Below are 19,826 nucleotides of genomic sequence, written 5' to 3' on the forward strand. Positions count from 1 at the left end.
GCTGATGTAGGTGCCGATTGCGGCTTAATTTTGCAATCGGCCCCACCTCACAACCTCACTTAGGCCGCCGCACCGCCCGTACCTTGCCGCTGCTTCCGCCGCCACAAAAGAACCGATCGCCGCCGTCCGATTCAAGCCCCGACACGCTGACGCCGGACGGCATCTCGAGCCGCTCCTGAACTTCGCCGGTGCGCGGATCGATTCGCCGCAATTCGCTTTCGTCGCCTTCCCACGTGCCGTGCCAAAGTTCACCGTCTACCCACGTGACGCCCGTCACGAAGCGATTGGATTCGATGGTGCGCAAAATCGCGCCCGTCTCCGGATCGACTTGATGGATTTTGCGCTCCCGATACTGTCCGACCCACAGCGTCCCTTCGGCCCACGCGAGTCCCGAGTCGGCACCGCCGCCGGGCGCGGGGATCGTGGCGAGCACACGGCCAGTGGTGGGGTCGATCTTCTGGATACGGTCCTCGGCGATCTGGTACAGATGCTGGCCGTCGAAGGCCGTACCCGCGTGCGCGGCGACGTCGATCGAGCGGACCGTCTTGCCGCTCTCCGGGTCGAGCGCGTTCAACGCGTCGCCCGTCGCGAACCAGACGTGCTGGCCGTCGTACGTCACGCCATGCACGCGTTCTATGCCCGCAAAGGGGCCGTACTCGTTGATGATTTCCGCGGCTGATCGTTTCATGGTTTGTCCCTCGTGGTTATCGTGTTGCCATCCTAATCAACCGGCAACGGAGCGGGGAGTAACAAGGTCGTCGTGAATCCGGGCATGGGCGGCGTCATCCAGCGACGCGCCCGCCCTTGGCCGAGAGGCTGCACCTTGCCTTGCGCCGCGAGCGTGTCGAGGGTTCGCTGCACGGTGCGCTGGCTCGCGCCAAGCGCGAGCGCGAGGGCCGAACTCGCCCACGACTCGCCGTCGGCGAGCAAGGCAAGCACGGGCGCATGCTTGTCCTCGACTGGCCGCGCCAGTACGACCACCTCTTGCGCATGCCGCGGCACCAGCGCGAACCCACGCCGCGTCGCGCTCACGCTGGCCACTGCGCGAAGCACCGAACGCAGCCGCCCGAGTTCGACCCGCAGGCGCGCGCGATGCGATTCATCGGCGGCCTTGGCCCTGAAGGCTCGCGCGACGAGCACGTCGCGCGATACGTCCTCCGGCCATGCTTCGGCCAGCGCGCCTGCGAGCACGAACAACACCGGACGGCTGGCGAGCGAGATCACCGCGCCGGCGTCGCGCACGACGTGACGGCACGCGTCCACGATCAATGCCTTCGATGCCAGCAGCGCTTCCACTTCGTCGAGCAGCAACGGGCGTTCCTCGCCACGCGCGAGCAGCCGCGCCGCGGGTGCGTTCAGAACGAGCGCGGCGTTGTCGACCTCCGCCGTCAGGGCAGGAATACCCGCGAGACCCGCTGCGCGCCGGGCTCGTTCGAGCGCGGAGCGCGCCGCTTTGGTCTGAAGACGGCGCAGCGCGACGCCCGCCACGACCAGTTCGTGCGCGGTCCTCAAAGACGGTGGGAACGGTGTGGGATCGAGCCCGGCGAGCGCGCGTTCGGCTTCGTCGAGACGTCCGATCAGCAGCAGGCGCCGCACCGCGAGATAGCGCGCATGAGCGGCGTTGAGCCGGTCGCCGTGCGCTTCGAGCGTGGCGCGAGCGGCTTCCAGAGCCTTCGTGGGCCAGTTCAGATCGCGTGAGACGAGCGCGATCTCGGCCTCGGCGACGATACATCGCGCGCGGGCCACCGGCTCCCGCGCACCGAAGGCACGCGCGGCGCTTCGCACGAGCGCCTTCGCCCGCACCAGATCGCCGAGCTGCGCCATGGCGATGCCGCGCAACGCGAGCGCGGGCGCGTCGTCGCGCAAGGCGACGCGATTCAGCGCGCCGAGCGGATCGCCCGCGGCGAGCGCGCGCGCCGCCGCCGTGATTAGCGAGTCCATGGTCCAGGTGAATCACGCCACACTTGTCACTCCCGTCGTTCGAAGCCCGGGGCTAATCTAGCACGACCAACTCACAGCACTTCGCATAGCGAAGCAAGGAGGCAAGCATGACGACGAAACACAGCATCGGCACACGGGAAGAATGGCTGGCCGCGCGGCTCGACCTGCTCGAAGCGGAAAAGGCGCTCACGCGGCAGAGCGACGAACTGGTCCGGCAGCGGCAGGCGCTGCCCTGGGTCCGAATCGACAAGGCCTACCGGTTCGAGACCGATGAAGGCAGCGCCTCGCTGGCCGATCTCTTTCGAGGACGCTCGCAGTTGCTCGTCTATCACTTCATGTTCGGCCCCGACTACACCGCGGGCTGCCCGTCGTGTTCGGCGGTCGCGGACGGGTTCAACGGTTCCGTCGTCCATCTGGCGAATCACGATGTCGCGATGACGGCGGTATCGCGCGCGCCGCTCGCGAAGCTGCAGGCGTACAAGCGGCGCATGGGATGGACGTTTCCGTGGGCGTCGTCGGCGGGCAGCGACTTCAACTTCGATATCAACGTCTCGTTCACCGAGCAGCAGCAACGCGAAGGAAGCGTCGAATACAACTTCCAGCGTGGCGGCCATGCGATGGATGCGACACCGGCGCCGGCGCCCGTGGTCGAGTTCGCGGCCGCCTGCGGGACCGACGCGCCGACGTATTCGCTCGACCGGCCCGGCATGAGCGCGTTCGTGCTCGAAGACGGCGTGGTGTACCACACGTATTCCACTTATGGACGCGGCGTGGACGCGCTGTGGGGCATGTATCAGTGGCTCGACCGCGCGCCCAAAGGGCGTAACGAAACGGGGGTGTGGTGGCGTCGGCATGACGAGTATGAGAAGCACTGAGGCAACTGTGGGCCGAACGCATTGCTGTAGCTCAGGCTCGCTCATTCCCCGTAAAGGGTTTGTCTCTACACAAAACATGCACGCGATTGCCGATAAATGAATCGGGTGGTCGCATCCAAGCAACGACGTGTCGATTCCGATATCGGCACGTGTTGCCATGATGAGACCCGGCTCGATCATTCGATACAGATGCGGGGCGCGTGCATGGTCCGATTCAGTTTCACACAGAAGCTCTGGCTGCCGCTGGTCGTCAGCCTCGTGGCACTTCTCGCCGTGTCGGTGTCGGCGGCGTGGCTGTCGCGGCAGACCCGCATCGAGGAGCGCAAGAACGATCTGGTGAACGTGGCCCATGTCGGGCTCAGTATCGTGACGGAATATGCGGCGCTGGCGCAAAGCGGCGCGCTCAGCGAAGCGGACGCCCGCCGGCAGGCGCTCGAACGGCTGCGCGGTATGCGTTACGGCGAGGACGGCTACTTCCTCGTGATCGATTCGACACCGCGCATGGTCATGCATGCGATGAAGCCCGCGTTGAACGGCAAGGATCTCGCCGGCACCGCCGATGCCGACGGCCGTCACCACTACCTCACATTCGCCAAGGTCGCGCAGGCGCCGAACGGCGGCTTCGTCGATTACGTGTTTCCGCATCCGCAGAACCCGCCCGCCGCCGCGGTCGGCAAGATCGGCTACGTCGTGCGTTACGCGCCGTGGGACTGGATCATCGCGACGGGCGCTTACGTGGACGACATCGACGCCGCGTTCAAGGAGTCGCTGTATTTCGTCGGCGGAATCTTTGCCGTCGTCGCGCTGCTGCTGTCGGCGCTGGTCTCGCTGACCAATCGCAGCATCCAGCGCACGATCGGCGGCGATCCGGCCTACGTTGCGCAAGTGGCCGGCGAAATCACGCAGGGCAACCTGGCCATTCCCATCGACCTCCGTCACGGCGACGACTCGAGCCTGCTTTACACCATGCAGCGCATGCGCGACGCGCTGGCCCACACGATCGAACAGATCAAGGGCGCGGCCGACAAGGTGGCGACAGGCGCGCGCGAGATTGCCGGCGGCAACTCGGATCTGTCGGCGCGCACGGAGAATCAGGCGGCGTCGCTCGAGGAGACCGCGGCGAGCATGGAGCAGATGACGGCAATGGTGCGACAGACGGCGGAGAACGCTCAGACAGCGAGCCAACTGACCTCCGGCGCGGAGCAGATCGTCAATCGCGGCGGCGAAATGGCGGCGCAAGCGGTATCGACGATGCAGGAGATATCGACGGAGTCGCACAAGATGGTGGAGATCATCTCGGTCATCGAAGGCATCGCCTTTCAGACCAATATTCTCGCGCTGAACGCGGCGGTGGAAGCGGCCCGGGCCGGCGATGCGGGGCGTGGTTTCGCGGTGGTCGCCGGCGAGGTGCGCACGCTCGCGCAGCGCAGCGCGGCGGCCGCGAAGGAAATCCGCACGTTGATCAGCCGCGCGGTGGACAAGGTGGGGACCGGCGCCGAATTCGTCGGGCAAACCGGCGCGACGATTCACTCCGCGCGCGGGGCCATTGCAAAAGTGTCGGGCGTCATGCGCGATATCGCGGCGGCGGCCGCCGAGCAAAGCGCCGGTATCAATCAGGTCGGCGACGCCGTCGCGCAGATGGATAGCGTGACGCAGCAAAACGCGGCGCTGGTCGAGCAGGCCGCGGCGGTGGCGCAGACGCTGACCGAACAGGCGCGGCTGCTGCAAGTGTCGATCAGCCAGTTCAACTTGCAGCCGCAGGGTTCCGGCGACGAAGGCGGGTCGTTGCGGGTCCATAGGCCGTCGGCGAAAGAAGCACGCGAATTCGCAGCCGTCGTTTGAGCGTTGCTCACCCAGAGACGCACCTGAACCCTCCGAATTAAGGGCGCTGAAAATTGCAAACCGGCTCAGGTCTGTTATGTTCGCTGCTGGACCGTTCAATGCCTGTTCACATCCCACTCGTGATTCGGCGGCGAGCGTCCAGTCTCAACATGGCAGAAGTTCGTTCCCGGAACACACGTTCGACGTGCCTATGGAGGACTGCATCTGGTCGGCGCCGCGAAAACTTCACTCGACAAGCCGCGACGAAAGTGGGATCCGGTCGCGCAGATCGCCGCCTGGAGCCGTCGTGTGGACTGGCGCGCGGGCATGGGCGGCGCGGGGCTGCTATTTTGCTTGCAGTGCGCGGCGGCCTCGGATGGCGGCGGGGGCACCGTTACGCTGTATGGCGTGCTGGACACGAGTCTCGAAGTAACCGACCCAGGGTCCGGCTGGACCCCACGTCTGGACTCGGGTGCCTATCGCGGTTCGCGGGTCGGCTTGCGGGGCAGCGAGCCGCTCGGCAACGGCACCGACCTGCTCTTCACGCTGGAAAACGGCTTTAGCTCGGTCGACGGCACGCTTCAGACTCCCGGTGTTCTATTCAACCGACAGGCGTGGATCGGCGCGCGGAACGCCTGGGGCGAGGTGCGCTTCGGCCGGCAATACTCGCCCATCTATATCCCGTTCAAGGGCGACCTCGATGCGTTCGGCGCCGGCACGATCGCGTCCGGGCTGAACAACCTGTCGAAGATCACACCCTACGCGAGCAACGCGATCGAGTATCTGTCGCCGGTCGTCGGCGGATTCAGCGCGACGGTCATGATGGCCACGCGCGATCCGTCGGAGAACGACGGCAACGGTATCGACGGATACTACGTCACCGCCACCTACCAGCTCGACAACCTCAGGCTGTTGTACGCGCGTCAGCAGACGCACGGCGCGGGTGCGCTGCGAGCGAATCTCGGCGGCGCGACCTACGCGATCGATAAAGTGCGGGTGTGGCTCGCGTTCTTCAACGGCGATGGCGGCACGCCGCTCTATCACGGCGCGGGCGGATCGCTCTCAGCGCAATACAGCTTTTCTGCGAATGCGCGCGCGTCACTGGGCTATGCGCACGTGCGCGACTATACCGGCGCGGGCGCGAGCGCCGACCAGTTCAGCATGGCGTTCGAATACAACGTGTCGCGTACTTTGCTGTTCTATTTCAGCGCGGCCTATCTGGCGAATCACGACGACGCGAGCTTCACGCTGCGTGGCGTCAACGTCACCGGGCTGCCGGTCGCGTATCCCGGCGCGCCGGTCAAGGGTGTGCAGCTTGGCGTGTTGGAGCGCTTCTGATCTGCGTGAGCAGACTGAAGTGGATCGTCCGTTGTTATGCCACGCAAGTGGCAGGCGGATCCGCTGTCATTGAGCGGGCGACGTGCCAACTGCCGCGCCGGTATCGGTGCGCGGGGCCACGCGCCAGACCGTATTGCCGACGTCGTCCGCCACCAGCAGTGCCCCGCGCTTATCCAGCGCGACACCGACTGGCCGGCCCACGGCGTGACCGTCGGCGGTCAGAAAGCCGCTCAGGAAATCTTCCGGGGCGCCCGCGGGTTGGCCTTTTACGAATGGGATGAACACCACTTTGTAGCCGCTGTACGGCTTGCGATTCCATGACCCATGCTGACCGACAAAGGCACCGCCGCGGTAATGCGCGGCGAACAGCGTCCGGTCGTAAAAAACCAGCCCGAGCGATGCCGTATGGTTGCCGAGCGCATAGTCCGGTGCGACTGCCGTGGCGACCAGGTCGGGGCGCTGAGGCTTGACGCGCGTGTCGACATGCTGGCCGTAATAGCTGTAAGGAAACCCGTAAAACGCACCGTCTTTCACGGCAGTCATGTAATCCGGCACGAGGTTGTTGCCCAGGTCGTCCCGTTCGTTGACGGCGGTCCACAGCGCGCCGCTCTCCGGCTGCCAGGACAGTCCGTTTGGGTTGCGCAAGCCGGTCGCGAAGGGCCGCATCTGGCCGGACGCCACGTCGAATTCGAGAATCCGTGCGCGGTCCGCTTCGGCCTCGGCGCCGTTTTCTCCCGCGTTGCTGTTCGATCCCACCGTCACATAGAGATGCTTGCCCGAACGGTCGGCCAGGATGTTTTTGGTCCAGTGATGATTGATTGGGCCAGCCGGCAAGTCAGCCACCTTCACGCCGGGCGTGTCGATCTGGGTGGCGCCGGGCGTGTAGTCGAAGCGCAGAATGGCGTCCGTGTCGGCGACATAGAGCTGGTTGCCGATCAGCGCCATGCCGAACGGCGAGTGCAGGCCACGTAGGAACACCGTCTGTTGATCGGCGACGCCGCTGCCGTTGGTATCGCGCAATAGCACGATACGGTCGGGGCTCGGTGTGCCCGCTCCCGCGCGCTTCATGACCTGCTTTCTAATCCAGCCGAATACGCCGCTGCCTTCGTCGTGCCGCTGCGGCGCGTTGCTTTCCGCCACGAGCACGTCGCCGTTCGGCAACGGGTAGAGCCAGCGCGGGTGGGTCAGCCCGCGAGCGAATTCCGTCACGACAAAGCCGTTTGGAGCGGTCGGGAGAAAGTCGGCGGTTCTCGGCCGGACGGGCGCGATATTGACCGTGGTAACCAGCGACGATTCCGGCGCGGGCAATACGGGTGACGGCCCAAAGCCGGTATCGGTGGGGCCCGACGGCCCCGCCGCGCACGCGGCGAGCGGCAGCAGCATGAATAAGACAAAGCGGTTTAACTGACGCATCCCGCGCTCCCGACAGTGAAGATGCACGACCCACCTTCGGTAAGCTTAGCAAGATGCTTGCCTGGCGCCTGAACGGCGCAGCCTGTTAGTCCGTATACCCCTAAAACGTCACTACTTCACCTCGGAAGGAAACCCGCCGATAGTCGACCTTCGTTTTCAACTGGAGGGTCTTACGATGCGCGTCTTTGTTACCGGAGCGACGGGATTCGTCGGCTCCGCCGTCGTTGCCGAACTCATTGCCGCCGGACATTCCGTGCTCGGCCTGGTACGCTCGGACGCCGCGGCCGAGTCTCTGGCCAGAACCGGAGCGGAGGTCCTGCGCGGTTCGCTCGAGGATCTCGACAGCCTCAAAGCCGGAGCGGCCGCTGCGGACGGTGTCATTCATACGGCCTTCAACCACGACTTCTCCCGATTCGCGGAGAACTGCGAGTTGGACCGGCGCGCCATCGAAGCGCTCGGCTCCGTGCTCGTCGGCTCGGAGCGGCCGCTCCTCGTCACGTCCGGGGTCGCGCTGCTGGCGTCGGGCCGCATCGCGACCGAGGACGACGCGCCGGTTGCACGCTCCGACGCCTATCCTCGCGTGTCGGAGGCGACGGCTGCGTCGCTGGTGGAGCGCGGCGTGCGTGCGTCGGTAGTTCGTCTGCCGCCGTCGGTGCATGGCGATGGCGACCATGCTTTCGTTCCGCATCTCATCGCTCTCGCGCGCGAAAAGGGCGTCTCGGCGACCGTCGGCGAGGGCCTCAACCGCTGGCCCGCCGTGCACCGGCTCGACGCCGCACGTGTCTACCGGCTCGCGCTCGAACGCGGCGCCGCCGGCAGCCGGTATCACGCCATTGCCGAAGAAGGTGTGCCGTTCAACGAGATCGCCGGTGTGATCGGCCGACGCCTGAACGTGCCGGTCGTCGCGCAATCGGTTGATGAGGCGGCCCACCATTTCGGCTGGTTCGCGCTGTTTGCCGGAATGGATGCCGCGACTTCGAGCGAGCAGACGCGCAAGCTGCTTGACTGGGAACCGAAGCAGCCGGGCTTGATCGCCGACCTCGACCGGCCGCGGTATTTCCAGACCTGAGGCGCAACTTGCCGCTCGGCCTTTTTGATGGCCGGGGATTCCATTGACGACGCGGAGCGGCCTTTCACGACGTTGCAACTCGACCAGGTCAAGCTGGCGCCAAGCGGCACATTCCTTCGCTGCACGGCGCGCTGTTCGCATCGACCGGCCGGACGCGGCAGCGGGCGAGCAGAACCTGCCTCGCTAGGACTATGCTAGCGCTTTCGTCTACTTCGAGGAGCAACTGATGAAACAGGCAGCAGGTTCGATGATCACCTTTAACCGGCCCGACGGCCAGCAGATCCAGGGCTATCTGGCCAAGCCGCAGAAGCTGGAGGGCGCGCCCGCCATCGTCGTGATTCAGGAGTGGTGGGGCGTCAACGACCAGATTCGCGGCGTGGCGGACCGGCTCGCGCAGGCCGGCTATCTGGCGCTGGTGCCCGATCTCTTTCGAGGCAAAACGACGGTGGAAGAGGAAGAAGCCCACCATCTGCTCGACGGGCTCAATTTCGGCGACGCCGCTACTCAGGATGTGCGCGGCGCTGTCCAATATCTGAAGCAGCACGCGACGAATGTCGGCGTGACAGGCTTTTGCATGGGCGGCGCGCTGACCTTGCTCGCGCTGTGCAATATCCCGGAAGTGTCGGCCGGCGTGGTCTGGTACGGCTTCCCGCCGCTGGAATATATCGACGCTTCGAAAATCAAGGCGCCGCTAATCGGTCACTGGGCGACGCAAGACGAGTTCTTCGTGTCTGAAACGGTCGACGCGCTGGAGAGGAAATTGAAAGACGCGAATGTCGACGTCGAGTTTCACCGCTATCTCGCACACCACGCGTTCGCGAACGAAACGGCGGTCGGTCCGGGCCGTATCGCCAGGACGCAGTTCGATCCGGTGTGGTCGCAATTGGCTTGGGATCGCACGCTGACGTTTTTCGGCCGCACCTTGTGGAAGTAAGCGGCTCGCTCGCCGCTTGAGACGCGCTACGTCCGGCTAACGGGGCGGAGCGCGTCGGGTCGCGCCGGTGAAGTCCGCGGGCGTGCCGCCATGCATGGGCGGCATTCCAGAAAGGCTTCCCGGCGAGATCGCAAACAGAATCGCTTTTACGGATTCAGAGTTTCGACCCGCCGTCGACATGCAACGTTTCGCCGATAATCCGGCGAGCAGCATCCGAGGCGAGAAAGGCCACCGCGCCGCCAATGTCATCCGGTTGCGCCACGCGTTTCAACGCCTGCATCTCAAGCGTCACCGCGCGTCCCGCGTCGGTCTTCGTGAAGTTCGACATATCGGTTTCAACCACATCCGGCGCCACCGCATTTCCAGAGCGGTCAGGCTGGCGGCGCGCCGACCCGTTTACCTATACTCCTGTCACTCTGCAAGGCCGTCCACTCGTCGTCATACCAACAAGACGGAGCCTCACATGTCTGTAGCAATGCGAAGCGCGGCCCTCGGGCTGCTGACATGTTTCACGTTGGGCGCCAGTGCCGCTGCGCAAGCCGACTCCGGATGCGACGAAGGGTGCCATGCGCGCGGCCAGCTTCTCGATCACCGCGTCACGCTCACGCTGAGCGCCGCGGCGTTTTCAAAATTGCTGGCGTCGAGCGCGGGCGGCCGGCGGCTCGTGCAGATTGCCGGCGCGCCCGCGTGCGGCATCGAGATCGTGAGCTTTCGCTACGGGACCATCGGCGGCGCGGGCGAGCCCACCAACGCGAGCGGTGCGTTGATGATCCCTTCGGGGCGTTCGGCGGCATGCAGCCGAGCGCTTCCGCTGATGCTCTATGCACATGGCACCACCGCGTATCGCAACTACAACCTCGCCGATATCACGCAAACGGATCCGGGCAACGGCGACGGCGCCGGGGAAGGCATCAGCGTGGCGGCCATGTATGCGGCGCAAGGCTACATTGTGGTGGCGACCAACTACGCGGGCTACGCCGGCTCCGATCTCCCGTACCACCCGTATCTCAATGCCGACCAGCAATCCGCCGATATGATCGACTCGTTGCGGGCTGCGCGCGTGGCGTTAGCCGGAATAGCGCCGGACAGCAGGCCGCGCGAAAACGGCAAGCTGTTCGTCACCGGCTATTCGCAAGGCGGCTTCGTTGCAATGGCAACGCATCGCGCGCTGCAGGCGGCTGGCGTCAAGGTGACAGCGTCCGCACCGGGTTCGGGGCCATACGCACTCGCCGCTACCGCCGACGCACTCATCGAAGGCGAGGTCAACCTGGGCTCGACGCTGTTCTCGACGCTGATCGTGACGGGTTATCAGCATGCCTACGAGAATATCTACCGCCGCCCCGGCGACTTCTACGACGCGGCCTACGCGCCGGGTATCGAAACGCTGCTGCCGAGTCTGCAGCCGCTCAATACGCTATTCACCACGGGCAAACTGCCGTCCGCGCATCTCTTCAGCAAGTTGCCGCCCGCGCCGCAGTTCGCCTCGATGACGCCGCCTGCTTCGCCGCCTTTGACGCCGCCCGCCTTGACACCGCTGTTTGCCGCGGGATTCGGCAATCCCAACCTCGTGCGCAACGCCTATCGCCTGACGCTGCTCGAGGACGCCGCCGCCAATCCCGACGGTGCGTTTCCCAACCCGACGCTTGCGATGAAACCGGCCGCGAATCCGCTGCATCCCTTGCGCCAGGCGTTCAAGCGCAACGACTTGCGCAACTGGCTGCCGGTTACGCCCGTTTTGATGTGTGGCGGCGAGTCGGATCCCACGGTGTTCTTTTTCAACGCGCGCATCGAGCAGGCGTATTGGCAGAACGCCAAAGTGCCCGCGGGGCTCACGTCCGTGCTGGATGTAGACTCTCCCGTTGTCGGGCCCGGCGATCCGTATGCGTCCATCAAGCGGGAGTTCGCGAGTGCGAAGGCGGAGGTCGCGAGTCAGGCCGTGGCCGGCGGTGCGACTGATGGCGGGGCGTCAGCGGTGCTGCGGGCCTATCATGGCCAACTGGTCGCGTCGTTCTGCCTGGTGGTGGCGCGGGCGTTCTTCGACACCTTCTGAGCGCGTGCAAAGCTGAAATTCCGCCCCGAGCGATGTTCGCGAAGTGCGGCTATCATGCGCAGACAACGAATCTGGCGGGGGAAAACTTGACGACCGAGTCCGTGACGAGAGATGCGGCTCCCGCGAACTGCATCCATAGCCACTTTAGTACGCACCACGAAGCGCCGCGCGCGCAGTTGCCCGCGTGGCGCGACCGTCTGGGCCATTTTCTCGATGTGCCCATTTCGCGCCGGCAACTGGCGGATGGCTTCAGTGGTCTGATCGACAGCTACCGTGTGGCCGATCTGGCATTCATGGACTGCCGTACCGATCCGGTCTCGCAGACGCGATCCGTCGCGCGCATTTCCACGGACTCGGTGCGCCAGTTCGTATTCCACGTGGCCGTGGAAGGCACGATCGAAACCGGCACCGGACCGCATCCGAAGCGCAAGGCCACCCAGTCCACGCCGGGCATTCTCGCGCTCGATATGAACCAGCCCATGCACATGGACCGCAGCGCCTGCCGCGTGCAGGCGTTTTTCCTGCCGCGTGAGCTGGTGGAATCCGTTTTGCCGGAAGCGGAGTCGATTCATGGCAGTGTGATCGACTATCACTCGCCGCTTGCGCGCATGATTCCCGCACAGCTCGCCGACCTGAGCCGGAGCTTGCCCACGATGAGCGGGCAGGCGGCATACGACGCCATCCAGAGCTGCGCATTGCTGATCGCGGCGGCCTTCGGGAAGCAGGTCGGTTTAAGCGGCAATGCGCGCGCCGCTGCTCGCACCGCCATGTTTGCCGCGGCGCGCCGTTATATCGATGCCAATCTCGACCAGATGGATCTGACGCCCGACAGCGTGCTCGCCGCGTCGCGACTGTCCCGGTCTACGCTTTATCGCCTGTTCGAGCCCGAAGGCGGGCTGGCCGCCTACATCCGCAGCCGCAGGCTGCGCGAAGCCGCCGATGATCTGCATCGATACCGGAACAAAGCGATCGTCGAGATCGCTTATGGCCTCGGCTTCAATAGCGCGTCGGATTTCACTCGCGCGTTTCGTCGAGCTTACGACATGTCGCCGAGCGATTTCCGGGCGTTGACCCGATAGGGGATGGCGGCTCGCCGCGGTGGGCGTGAACTCGCGCTTGCGTGTCGACACATCGGCTAAAGCGATAGCCAGCCACGTTCGATCGGCCACGCCAGCAACTTGCGATACAGCGCGACCAGTCCGCGCGTCACGCTCGCGCCGGCGAGCCGCCACAGCGGCGCCACCAACAGGAAGGCCACGCCCGCCACGACGACGGCGCCTGCCATGTCGAGCGGAAAGTGAACGCCGACAAAGATGCGCGCCCAGGCGACCGCGAGCCCCGACAGTACAATGAGCAGGCCGTACCGCCGCACGCCGCCGAGCAGCAAGCTCAGTGCGATGCTCGCGAAGATGGTCCCGTGATCGCTGGGGAACGACGGGTCCGGCGCGTGTTCGAGAAACGTATGGCCGATGCCCATCACGAACGGCCGCGGATGCGGCCACGCCAGACCGATGAGCTGATTGATGCCGAGCGCGAGGAACGTCACGCAGCATGCGCGCAGGGCGGTTTCGCGCTGACCTTCGTCGCCGAAGAGCCACATGGCGATCAGGCAGAGCGGCACGAGATAGATGACGTAATCGGCGATTGAACGCGCGAGGTCGATGTGCCACGCGGGTGTCGATGGCGTGGCGTTGATCATCAGAAAGAGCGCCTGGTTGAACGCTTCAAGTGTCTGCATACAGTGTGTTTCTCGATGGACATCTGCGCCGCTCCGGCGCACTGATGTCGAGCGATGATAACGAGCCAACCTTAGGAAAGGCTTAGGCCGTGTAATCTGTCGATGTGACAAGGCATCATGAACCGATAATCGAAGGAGATGAGAACGTGGTGAAGATCGATCCGGACCGGTTGCTGACCGATCTCAAGCGGCTGCGCAGTTTCGGCGCCACGGGCCCAGGTGTTGTCCGGCTGGCGTTGTCGCCGGTGGATCTGGCGTCGCGCGAATGGCTGGCCGGGCGCATGACGGAGGCGGGACTCGAGGCCGTGATCGACGGCGTGGGGACCGTATTCGGACGCTCGCGCAAAAGCGGCCCCGCGCTCGTGATCGGCTCTCATACCGACACGCAGCCGACCGGCGGCTGGCTCGATGGCGCGATGGGCGTGATCTACGGGCTGGAGATTGCGCGCGCGTTGGCCGAGAACGACGCGACGAGTCACCTCGCCGTGGACGTGGCATCGTGGATCGATGAAGAAGGCACGTTCTCCGGCCTGCTCGGCAGCCGCAGCTTCGTGGGCGATAGCGTCGACGAGTCGATTCGCGACGCCACGAACCGGCAAGGCCAGCGTCTTAACGACGTGCTCGCAACCGCGGGTCTCGCCGGGCGGCCGCGTGCGCGCTTCGAGCCGGGCCGGCAGGTCGCCTATCTCGAGCCGCATATCGAGCAGGGCGGCCGGCTGGAAGCGGCCGGCAAGTCCATCGGGGTCGTCACCACGATCGTCGGGCTGCGCGAATTGCGGCTGCGCTTCACGGGGCAGCGCAACCATGCCGGCACGACGCCCATGGCGATCCGGCGCGACGCGGGCGCGGCGCTGGTCGCCTTTGTCCCGCAGATGAACGAAGCGTTCGCGCAACTCGCGGATGCCGATACCGTCTGGACAGTGGGCCGCATCGACCTCGACCCTGGCTCGCTGAGCGTCGTGCCGGGCGCGGCCGACATGGACCTGCAATTCCGCGATGCGAACGCCGCGCGTTTGCAAGCGATGGAAGTTCGGCTCGCCGAGCTGGTGCGTGACTTCAATGCGCGCGGTTCGGTGAACGTGGAGCTGACGACCATCGACGAACCGATGCAACCGGTGACCATGGACGCGGCGCTCGCGGACCATCTCGCCCGCGCCGCCAACGCGGTGGCGCCCGGCCAATGGATCCGCATGCCGAGCGGTGCCGCGCACGACGCGCAGGTCATCGCCCGCTGCATGCCGGCTTGCATGATGTTCGTGCCGAGCATCGGCGGCGTGAGCCACGATTTCATCGAGGATACGGCCGAGGCGCATATCGTTCTCGGCTGTCAGGTCGCGGCCACGGCTGCCGCGGCGATTCTGGAGGAACAATGGGCGAAACGATCGTGACGAACGTGAGCGAGCCGGGCGATTTTGTCGTGCGCACGATGTCGGCCGAGGACGTCGCATTGGCGGTCGAATGGGCCGCGCAGGAAGGATGGAACCCCGGTCTGCACGATGCCGCCTGTTTTCGTGTGGCTGACCCTGACGGGTTTTTCATCGGCGAATGGCGCGGCGAGCCGGTGGCGTGTCTATCCGCTGTCGCGTACGGCGAGGACTTTGGCTTTATCGGGCTCTATATCGTGAAACAGGCGTTTCGCGGTCGAGGCTTCGGCATGCGTGTCTGGCAGCACGGCATGGACTATTTGCGCAACCGCAATATCGGTCTGGACGGCGTGGTCGCTCAGCAGGCGAACTATAAGAAGTCCGGATTTCAGCTTGCCTATCGCAACATTCGCTTTCAGGGCGTCGCGCAAGAGACCACTCAGGGCGAGCACTATGCAGACATGTTGAATGCTTCGGCGCTGCCCTTCGAATCGTTGAGCGACTACGATCGGCAGTGCTTTCCCGCGGCGCGCGAGCGCTTTCTCGCTGCATGGCTCGCGCAGCCTGGCGCGATGGCGCGAGTCGCGGTGCGCGACGGCCGCGTGGCGGGCTACGGCGTGTTGCGGCGTTGCCTGACGGGTTACAAGATCGGCCCGCTCTTCGCCGATAACGACGAGATTGCCGGTCGTCTGTTCTCTGCGTTGACGTCGAGCATTGCGGGCGAGGTGTTTTTCTTCGATGTGCCGGAGATCAACGTGGATGCCGTTGCGTTGGCCGAACGGCACGGCATGACGAGCGTGTTCGAAACCGCGAGGATGTACACACAGGAAACGCCTGCTATTTCCATGGAACGCGTGTTCGGCGTGACGTCGTTCGAGCTGGGTTGACCAGAGCGCAGCGTGATGAGGCTTGTTTGCGCAGCCATCGGCGGTGCCAGTCGCGGACCGCCAATGGCAAGCACTATTTCCATTTCGTGCCGAGATTGTCCAGTCCGGCTTTCATCAGGTCTTCCGGCAACATCGCAATGCGCATTTCGCAGTCGGCGTTGAATTTTAGAAACCACGGCTCCGCGAGCGCGGGAATCGACGATGCGTTGTCGACATCCACCACGACCACTGCTCCGCGCGCTCCACTCTGCTCGGTGAAGTAGACGGCCTCCGGTTTTATCTCTTCCAGTATTTTCCCGATCACTTGTCCGGCGGTGCCATCACGCACCATGGTGTTGAACGGTTCGTGAGGGATTCGTATGTTGAGAAGCATGCGCATGTCATCCTCCTGTTGACGCCCAAAGGGCATCTTAAGGATAGGTGCTTTATGCGGCCGGCAAGGTGATCTATCACGAAGCGCTCAACGCGACGCAGTGAGTCCACTGCCATCGCGGACCATGCATCCGGTCAGTTTCCAAACAGCGAGGCTTGCGTGCCGCGGCTCGGCGCATGGCGCGGGGGTTTCGTCTGAGTTTCGGATTTGACCTGAGCCTTGGCCTCGGTCTTTTCTTCGGCCGCGAACATATCCGCTTGCCCGTCTGCTTCCGCTTCGATCGAAGTCTGTCCGGCTTCGAGCGACAGAAGCAGCATCTTGTTCGCCAAACCGCCCGCAAACCCGGTCAAATCACCGGACGCGCCGATCACCCGGTGGCACGGCGCCACGATGGAAATCGGATTTCTGCCATTCGCCGCGCCGACCGCCCGCACCGCGTTGACGTTGCCGATCTGCGTCGCGATTTCCGAGTAGCTGCGCGTCTGGCCGAACGGTATGGTCAACAGCGCGGCCCACACCTGCTTCTGAAAATCCGTTCCCTGGAAGGTGAGCGGAAGGTCGAATTCATGCCGCGTGCCGGCAAAATACTCGTTCAACTGCCGCTCGGTCTCGATCAGCACAGGCCGGTCGTTCGCTTCGACCAGCTCCCCGAGACGCACCCGGTTCGGCTTGTCGTGCTCCCACAGAATGGCGGCGAGGCGGTCGCCGTTTGCAACGAGTTTCAACTGGCCGACGGGCGAGTTCATCAACTTGTAGGCGTATGTCACTTTGTTTGCTCCTGACTGGTTGGAGGCACAGATGCTGCAAGACGAGTCTGCGAATACACGCGCCAAGCGCGCCGATATCCGACAGTGTGAGCCTCGTACTCTCTGATTGCGCTCCGAAACTTGCTGTCCAATTCCTCGCGACCGATGACGGCCGGGCGGCTCGTTGTTCTGGACGGGACGATGCATCACTGTACAACCCTTTTCGCGCCAGGCCCGCGACTCAGTAGAATTGATACCTTCGATACGAAGCGCATCGGCAACCGGACCTCTCTTCCACGACTGTGACGACGACACTTGAACAATTGCGGGCCGGCCAACTCGCGGGCACGCGCCGGCTGAAACTGGCCTGCGGCCTGACTGAATTTCCGCGCGAGATTTTCGACCTCGCCGAGACACTGGAAGTTCTCGACCTGTCGGGCAACGCGCTCACGTCGCTGCCCGACGATCTGCCACGGCTCACCAAGCTGCGTATTCTCTTCGGCTCCGACAACCCGTTCACCGAATTGCCGGAAGTGCTGGGACAGTGCTCGCAATTGAGCATGGTCGGCTTCAAGGCCAACCGCATCCGGCGAGTGTGCGGCAATGCGCTGCCGCCGCAATTGCGCTGGTTGATTCTCACGGACAACGAGATCGAAGCGTTGCCTGCCGAAATCGGCGGCTGCACGCAATTGCAAAAGTTGATGCTGGCGGGCAATCGTCTGCGGACGCTTCCCGAGGAATTGGCCGCCTGCTCGCAGCTCGAATTGCTGCGTCTCGCGGCGAATCAGCTCAGTGGACTGCCTGCGTGGCTGTTGCGGCTGCCGCGGCTGTCCTGGCTGGCGTATGCCGGCAATCCGTTCAGCGAAGCGCTCGAAGCGGAGGCGTTGATCGACACGCCGACCGCCTCGATCGCGTGGCCTGACTTGAAACTCGAGGCGGCGTTGGGCGAGGGCGCCTCCGGTGTCATCTATCGCGCGGAGCTGGCGGATCAGCACGGCGCATTGCGCCACGTCGCGGTGAAACTGTTCAAGGGCGCAGTGACCAGCGATGGTTTGCCCGACTGCGAAATGGCAGCCTGCATTCGCGCGGGCGATCATGCGAATCTGATTCCGGTGGCGGGGAAAGTGAAGGATCATCCCGCAGGCACGCACGGTCTCGTGATGGAACTGATCGATCCGCAATTCACCAACCTTGCCGGTCCGCCGAGCCTCGACTCCTGCACGCGCGATATCTACGGCGCCGACACACGCTTCGATTTGGCTGCGGCGTTGGGCATTGCGTACGGGATGGCATCGGCGGCGTGTCATCTGCATAAGCAGGGCATCATGCATGGCGATCTGTACGCTCACAATATCCTGTACGGTGGACAGGGGCGCGCGCTGTTGGGAGATTTCGGCGCCGCGTCTTTCTATGCTTTGGACGATCGCGACATCGGTCTCGCGCTTCAGCGCCTCGAAGTTCGAGCCTATGGTTGTCTGCTCGAAGAGTTGCTCCAACGATGCGACTGGCCGCACGCGCAGACGAACATCCAGGCGCGCTTGGTGGAGTTGAAGGACAATTGCCTGAGCGAGGCTATCGACAGCCGGCCGTTGTTCGACGAAATCGCAGCGCGTTTACTGGCGCTGAAGGGCGATTGATGAGCGGCAGGCAGAGCCACGGCAGTTTTTCATCCGAGTGCAGCGCAGCGATTCGTCAGCCCGGTCCAGAAGTCCAGAAGGAGAGATTCGATGATGCAGAAGACGCCCCGAAGGACGTCCTCCTGGGGGATGCGCCGCCGCGTGGTGTTTGCCGGCGCGCTGGCCGCGGCCGGCATCAGCGGCGCGGCGGATGCAGCGGTGACGCCGGGCAGCAAGCTCAAGATCGCGCTCGTGCTGAAGTCCCTGAGCGATCCGTTCACGGTGGCGATGGCGAACGCCGCGCAGAACTATCAGCAGCATTACGCATCGCAATTCGATTTGACGGTGCGCGGCACGGCCACCGAAAGTGACACGGCCGGGCAGATCCGCATGGTCGAGGACATGATCAAGGCGAAGATGAACGCGATCGTGATCGCGCCGACCGATTCGAAGGCGCTAACGGCGGTCGTCGCGCGTGCGATCAAGGCGGGCACCATCATGGTCGCGATCGACAATCCGCTCGACGAGGCGTTTCAGGACGCGGCCGGCATTTCCGTGCCGTTCGTCGGTCCGAACAATCGCAAGGGCGCGCAGCAGGTGGGCAATTATCTGGCGCAGCGGCTCAAGGCGGGCGATCAGGTGGGCATCATCGAGGGCAGTTCAGCCGATCGCAATGCACAGCAACGTACGGACGGCTGCAGGGATGCGATGAACGCGGCGGGCATCAATATCGTCGCCGTTCAGGCCGGCGATTGGGAGTATGGGAAGGGCCGCGACGCCGCTTCGAAGATGCTCAGCGAACATCCGCAGATCCGCGGACTGCTGTGCGGCAACGACAATATGGCGATGGGCGCGGTCGACGCGGTCCGCGATGCGGGCAGAACCGGCGGCGTCTACGTCACCGGCTACAACGATATCGATGCGATCAAGCCGTTGATCGCCGATGGCCGCGTGCTCGCCACGATCAATCAGTTTGCCGCGCGGCAAGCTGTGTTCGGCGTCGATGTCGCGTTGAAGGCGGTCACCGAACAGAAGAAGCAGAGTGAATTGTCGAGCGTGATCGAAACACCGCTGCAACTCGTCACGGCCGCGAATCACTGAACGCGAGCCGTCGCATGGCCGGTGCGAGCGTGAGCCGTCTCACTCTCGCATCACGGCTTGCCACTCCGGTTATTCCACTTTGACCTTATGCGGCTTGGTCGCTTTTTCGAGCTTGTTGTACTCGAACTCAGGCACCGACTTCAGCGCATCCTTCGTCGCGCCGGCGAGGAACAGGTTGCCGTCGCGGATCTCGAAATGATCGACCGGGATCGCCACATAGTGCTTGCCCATGCCGAGGAAGCCGCCCACCGACACAATCGCATACGTCGCCTTACGGTCCGGCGAAATGATCACGTCATAGATGCTGCCGATCTTGTCGTTCAGATCGTTGTAGACCGGCTGGTCGACAAGGGCGCGCCGCACGCTCCAGCCCTTCAGCAGCGCATTGGTTTGCTCGACCGTGCCACCGAGCGGTTGCAGTCCGGCAATCTGCGCGTAGGCGCCTTGTGAGGCGCAGATCGCGGCGAGTGCGGTCGCGCAGATCAGAGTTTTTGCTTTCATTTTCGGCTCCTTGATGACTGTTCAACAGTCAGCTTCGTACGTTGGTATGAGGAAGCACG

Annotated in this window: 18 protein-coding genes and 1 pseudogene; 11 read left to right on the plus strand and 8 right to left on the minus strand. The window is 64.3% G+C overall.

Annotation, left to right across the window (positions count from 1 at the left end; translation table 11 throughout):
* Positions 1–55 precede the first annotated feature (55 nt).
* Both P0D73_RS30160 and P0D73_RS30165 read right to left on the minus strand, forming a co-directional pair.
* On the minus strand, positions 56–688 hold the full coding sequence (locus tag P0D73_RS30160; protein WP_408434203.1) for a Vgb family protein: 633 nt from the start codon (positions 686–688) through the stop codon (positions 56–58).
* A 32-nt stretch (positions 689–720) separates the two neighbouring features.
* On the minus strand, positions 721–1,941 hold the full coding sequence (locus P0D73_RS30165) for a helix-turn-helix domain-containing protein (protein ID WP_408434206.1): 1,221 nt from the start codon (positions 1,939–1,941) through the stop codon (positions 721–723).
* Positions 1,942–2,048: 107 nt separating this feature from the next.
* On the opposite strand from P0D73_RS30165, the gene P0D73_RS30170 reads away from it, so the two are divergent.
* From P0D73_RS30170 to P0D73_RS30180, 3 genes are all read left to right on the plus strand, one after another.
* Positions 2,049–2,816, plus strand: coding sequence for a DUF899 domain-containing protein (locus P0D73_RS30170; RefSeq protein ID WP_408180234.1), 768 nt, complete (start codon positions 2,049–2,051; stop codon positions 2,814–2,816).
* 204 nt (positions 2,817–3,020) lie between these two features.
* Complete coding sequence (locus P0D73_RS30175) at positions 3,021–4,658, plus strand: methyl-accepting chemotaxis protein (protein WP_408434210.1); 1,638 nt, start codon at positions 3,021–3,023, stop codon at positions 4,656–4,658.
* A 306-nt stretch (positions 4,659–4,964) separates the two neighbouring features.
* Positions 4,965–5,975, plus strand: a complete 1,011-nt coding sequence (locus tag P0D73_RS30180) for a porin (RefSeq protein WP_408434278.1) — start codon at positions 4,965–4,967, stop codon at positions 5,973–5,975.
* 66 nt (positions 5,976–6,041) lie between these two features.
* Here the strand turns inward: P0D73_RS30180 and P0D73_RS30185 are convergent, their stop codons facing one another.
* Positions 6,042–7,388 (minus strand): PQQ-dependent sugar dehydrogenase, encoded by a 1,347-nt coding sequence (locus P0D73_RS30185; RefSeq protein ID WP_408434213.1) that lies wholly within the window; start codon positions 7,386–7,388, stop codon positions 6,042–6,044.
* Positions 7,389–7,563: 175 nt separating this feature from the next.
* Here P0D73_RS30185 and P0D73_RS30190 point away from each other — a divergent pair, with 175 nt between their 5' ends.
* Both P0D73_RS30190 and P0D73_RS30195 read left to right on the plus strand, forming a co-directional pair.
* The gene (locus P0D73_RS30190; RefSeq protein WP_408434216.1) at positions 7,564–8,457 is read left to right on the plus strand and encodes an SDR family oxidoreductase; all 894 of its coding nucleotides are present in this window, start codon (positions 7,564–7,566) and stop codon (positions 8,455–8,457) included.
* Positions 8,458–8,683: 226 nt separating this feature from the next.
* Positions 8,684–9,391: a dienelactone hydrolase family protein gene (locus P0D73_RS30195; RefSeq protein ID WP_132378700.1), complete on the plus strand. Its 708-nt coding sequence runs from the start codon at positions 8,684–8,686 to the stop codon at positions 9,389–9,391.
* Positions 9,392–9,545: 154 nt separating this feature from the next.
* On the opposite strand, the pseudogene P0D73_RS30200 reads toward P0D73_RS30195, so the two are convergent.
* Positions 9,546–9,752 (minus strand): annotated as a pseudogene (locus P0D73_RS30200) (SDR family oxidoreductase); the annotation flags it as partial.
* Between the two features lie 102 nt (positions 9,753–9,854).
* Between P0D73_RS30200 and P0D73_RS30205 the strand changes: the two are divergent.
* Positions 9,855–11,441, plus strand: a complete 1,587-nt coding sequence (locus P0D73_RS30205; RefSeq protein WP_408180238.1) for an alpha/beta hydrolase family protein — start codon at positions 9,855–9,857, stop codon at positions 11,439–11,441.
* Between the two features lie 86 nt (positions 11,442–11,527).
* Positions 11,528–12,520: a helix-turn-helix domain-containing protein gene (locus P0D73_RS30210; protein ID WP_408180239.1), complete on the plus strand. Its 993-nt coding sequence runs from the start codon at positions 11,528–11,530 to the stop codon at positions 12,518–12,520.
* A 56-nt stretch (positions 12,521–12,576) separates the two neighbouring features.
* On the opposite strand, the gene P0D73_RS30215 is transcribed toward P0D73_RS30210, so the two are convergent.
* Complete coding sequence (locus P0D73_RS30215) at positions 12,577–13,179, minus strand: phosphatase PAP2 family protein (protein ID WP_408283768.1); 603 nt, start codon at positions 13,177–13,179, stop codon at positions 12,577–12,579.
* Between the two features lie 146 nt (positions 13,180–13,325).
* Here P0D73_RS30215 and P0D73_RS30220 point away from each other — a divergent pair, with 146 nt between their 5' ends.
* The gene (locus tag P0D73_RS30220) at positions 13,326–14,567 is read left to right on the plus strand and encodes a Zn-dependent hydrolase (RefSeq protein ID WP_408283765.1); all 1,242 of its coding nucleotides are present in this window, start codon (positions 13,326–13,328) and stop codon (positions 14,565–14,567) included.
* Positions 14,549–15,430 (plus strand): GNAT family N-acetyltransferase, encoded by an 882-nt coding sequence (locus tag P0D73_RS30225; RefSeq protein ID WP_408434219.1) that lies wholly within the window; start codon positions 14,549–14,551, stop codon positions 15,428–15,430. Before P0D73_RS30220 ends, P0D73_RS30225 begins: the two co-directional genes overlap by 19 nt.
* A gap of 73 nt (positions 15,431–15,503) precedes the next feature.
* On the opposite strand, the gene P0D73_RS30230 is transcribed toward P0D73_RS30225, so the two are convergent.
* Positions 15,504–15,809: a panthothenate synthetase gene (locus tag P0D73_RS30230; RefSeq protein WP_408180243.1), complete on the minus strand. Its 306-nt coding sequence runs from the start codon at positions 15,807–15,809 to the stop codon at positions 15,504–15,506.
* Positions 15,810–15,937: 128 nt separating this feature from the next.
* Positions 15,938–16,570, minus strand: coding sequence for a methylated-DNA--[protein]-cysteine S-methyltransferase (locus P0D73_RS30235; protein WP_408283759.1), 633 nt, complete (start codon positions 16,568–16,570; stop codon positions 15,938–15,940).
* A 281-nt stretch (positions 16,571–16,851) separates the two neighbouring features.
* Here P0D73_RS30235 and P0D73_RS30240 point away from each other — a divergent pair, with 281 nt between their 5' ends.
* Positions 16,852–18,186 (plus strand): leucine-rich repeat-containing protein kinase family protein, encoded by a 1,335-nt coding sequence (locus tag P0D73_RS30240; protein ID WP_408434222.1) that lies wholly within the window; start codon positions 16,852–16,854, stop codon positions 18,184–18,186.
* A gap of 90 nt (positions 18,187–18,276) precedes the next feature.
* The gene (locus tag P0D73_RS30245; RefSeq protein ID WP_408314216.1) at positions 18,277–19,266 is read left to right on the plus strand and encodes a substrate-binding domain-containing protein; all 990 of its coding nucleotides are present in this window, start codon (positions 18,277–18,279) and stop codon (positions 19,264–19,266) included.
* 69 nt (positions 19,267–19,335) lie between these two features.
* Here the strand turns inward: P0D73_RS30245 and P0D73_RS30250 are convergent, their stop codons facing one another.
* Positions 19,336–19,767, minus strand: coding sequence for a PRC-barrel domain-containing protein (locus tag P0D73_RS30250; protein WP_408314215.1), 432 nt, complete (start codon positions 19,765–19,767; stop codon positions 19,336–19,338).
* Between the last annotated feature and the right edge of the window lie 59 nt (positions 19,768–19,826).

Source organism: Paraburkholderia sp. RL18-101-BIB-B, assembly GCF_046026985.1.
Lineage (GTDB): Bacteria > Pseudomonadota > Gammaproteobacteria > Burkholderiales > Burkholderiaceae > Paraburkholderia.

What these genes read in the sequence shown, in the direction of transcription:
- P0D73_RS30160 (WP_408434203.1), bottom strand. Translation starts at nt 688, where the DNA reads ATGAAACGATCAGCCGCGGAAATCATCAACGAGTACGGCCCCTTTGCG.
- P0D73_RS30165 (WP_408434206.1), bottom strand. Translation starts at nt 1,941, where the DNA reads ATGGACTCGCTAATCACGGCGGCGGCGCGCGCGCTCGCCGCGGGCGAT.
- P0D73_RS30170 (WP_408180234.1), top strand. Translation starts at nt 2,049, where the DNA reads ATGACGACGAAACACAGCATCGGCACACGGGAAGAATGGCTGGCCGCG.
- P0D73_RS30175 (WP_408434210.1), top strand. Translation starts at nt 3,021, where the DNA reads ATGGTCCGATTCAGTTTCACACAGAAGCTCTGGCTGCCGCTGGTCGTC.
- P0D73_RS30180 (WP_408434278.1), top strand. Translation starts at nt 4,965, where the DNA reads ATGGGCGGCGCGGGGCTGCTATTTTGCTTGCAGTGCGCGGCGGCCTCG.
- P0D73_RS30185 (WP_408434213.1), bottom strand. Translation starts at nt 7,388, where the DNA reads ATGCGTCAGTTAAACCGCTTTGTCTTATTCATGCTGCTGCCGCTCGCC.
- P0D73_RS30190 (WP_408434216.1), top strand. Translation starts at nt 7,564, where the DNA reads ATGCGCGTCTTTGTTACCGGAGCGACGGGATTCGTCGGCTCCGCCGTC.
- P0D73_RS30195 (WP_132378700.1), top strand. Translation starts at nt 8,684, where the DNA reads ATGAAACAGGCAGCAGGTTCGATGATCACCTTTAACCGGCCCGACGGC.
- P0D73_RS30205 (WP_408180238.1), top strand. Translation starts at nt 9,855, where the DNA reads ATGTCTGTAGCAATGCGAAGCGCGGCCCTCGGGCTGCTGACATGTTTC.
- P0D73_RS30215 (WP_408283768.1), bottom strand. Translation starts at nt 13,179, where the DNA reads ATGCAGACACTTGAAGCGTTCAACCAGGCGCTCTTTCTGATGATCAAC.
- P0D73_RS30225 (WP_408434219.1), top strand. Translation starts at nt 14,549, where the DNA reads ATGGGCGAAACGATCGTGACGAACGTGAGCGAGCCGGGCGATTTTGTC.
- P0D73_RS30230 (WP_408180243.1), bottom strand. Translation starts at nt 15,809, where the DNA reads ATGCGCATGCTTCTCAACATACGAATCCCTCACGAACCGTTCAACACC.
- P0D73_RS30245 (WP_408314216.1), top strand. Translation starts at nt 18,277, where the DNA reads ATGATGCAGAAGACGCCCCGAAGGACGTCCTCCTGGGGGATGCGCCGC.
- P0D73_RS30250 (WP_408314215.1), bottom strand. Translation starts at nt 19,767, where the DNA reads ATGAAAGCAAAAACTCTGATCTGCGCGACCGCACTCGCCGCGATCTGC.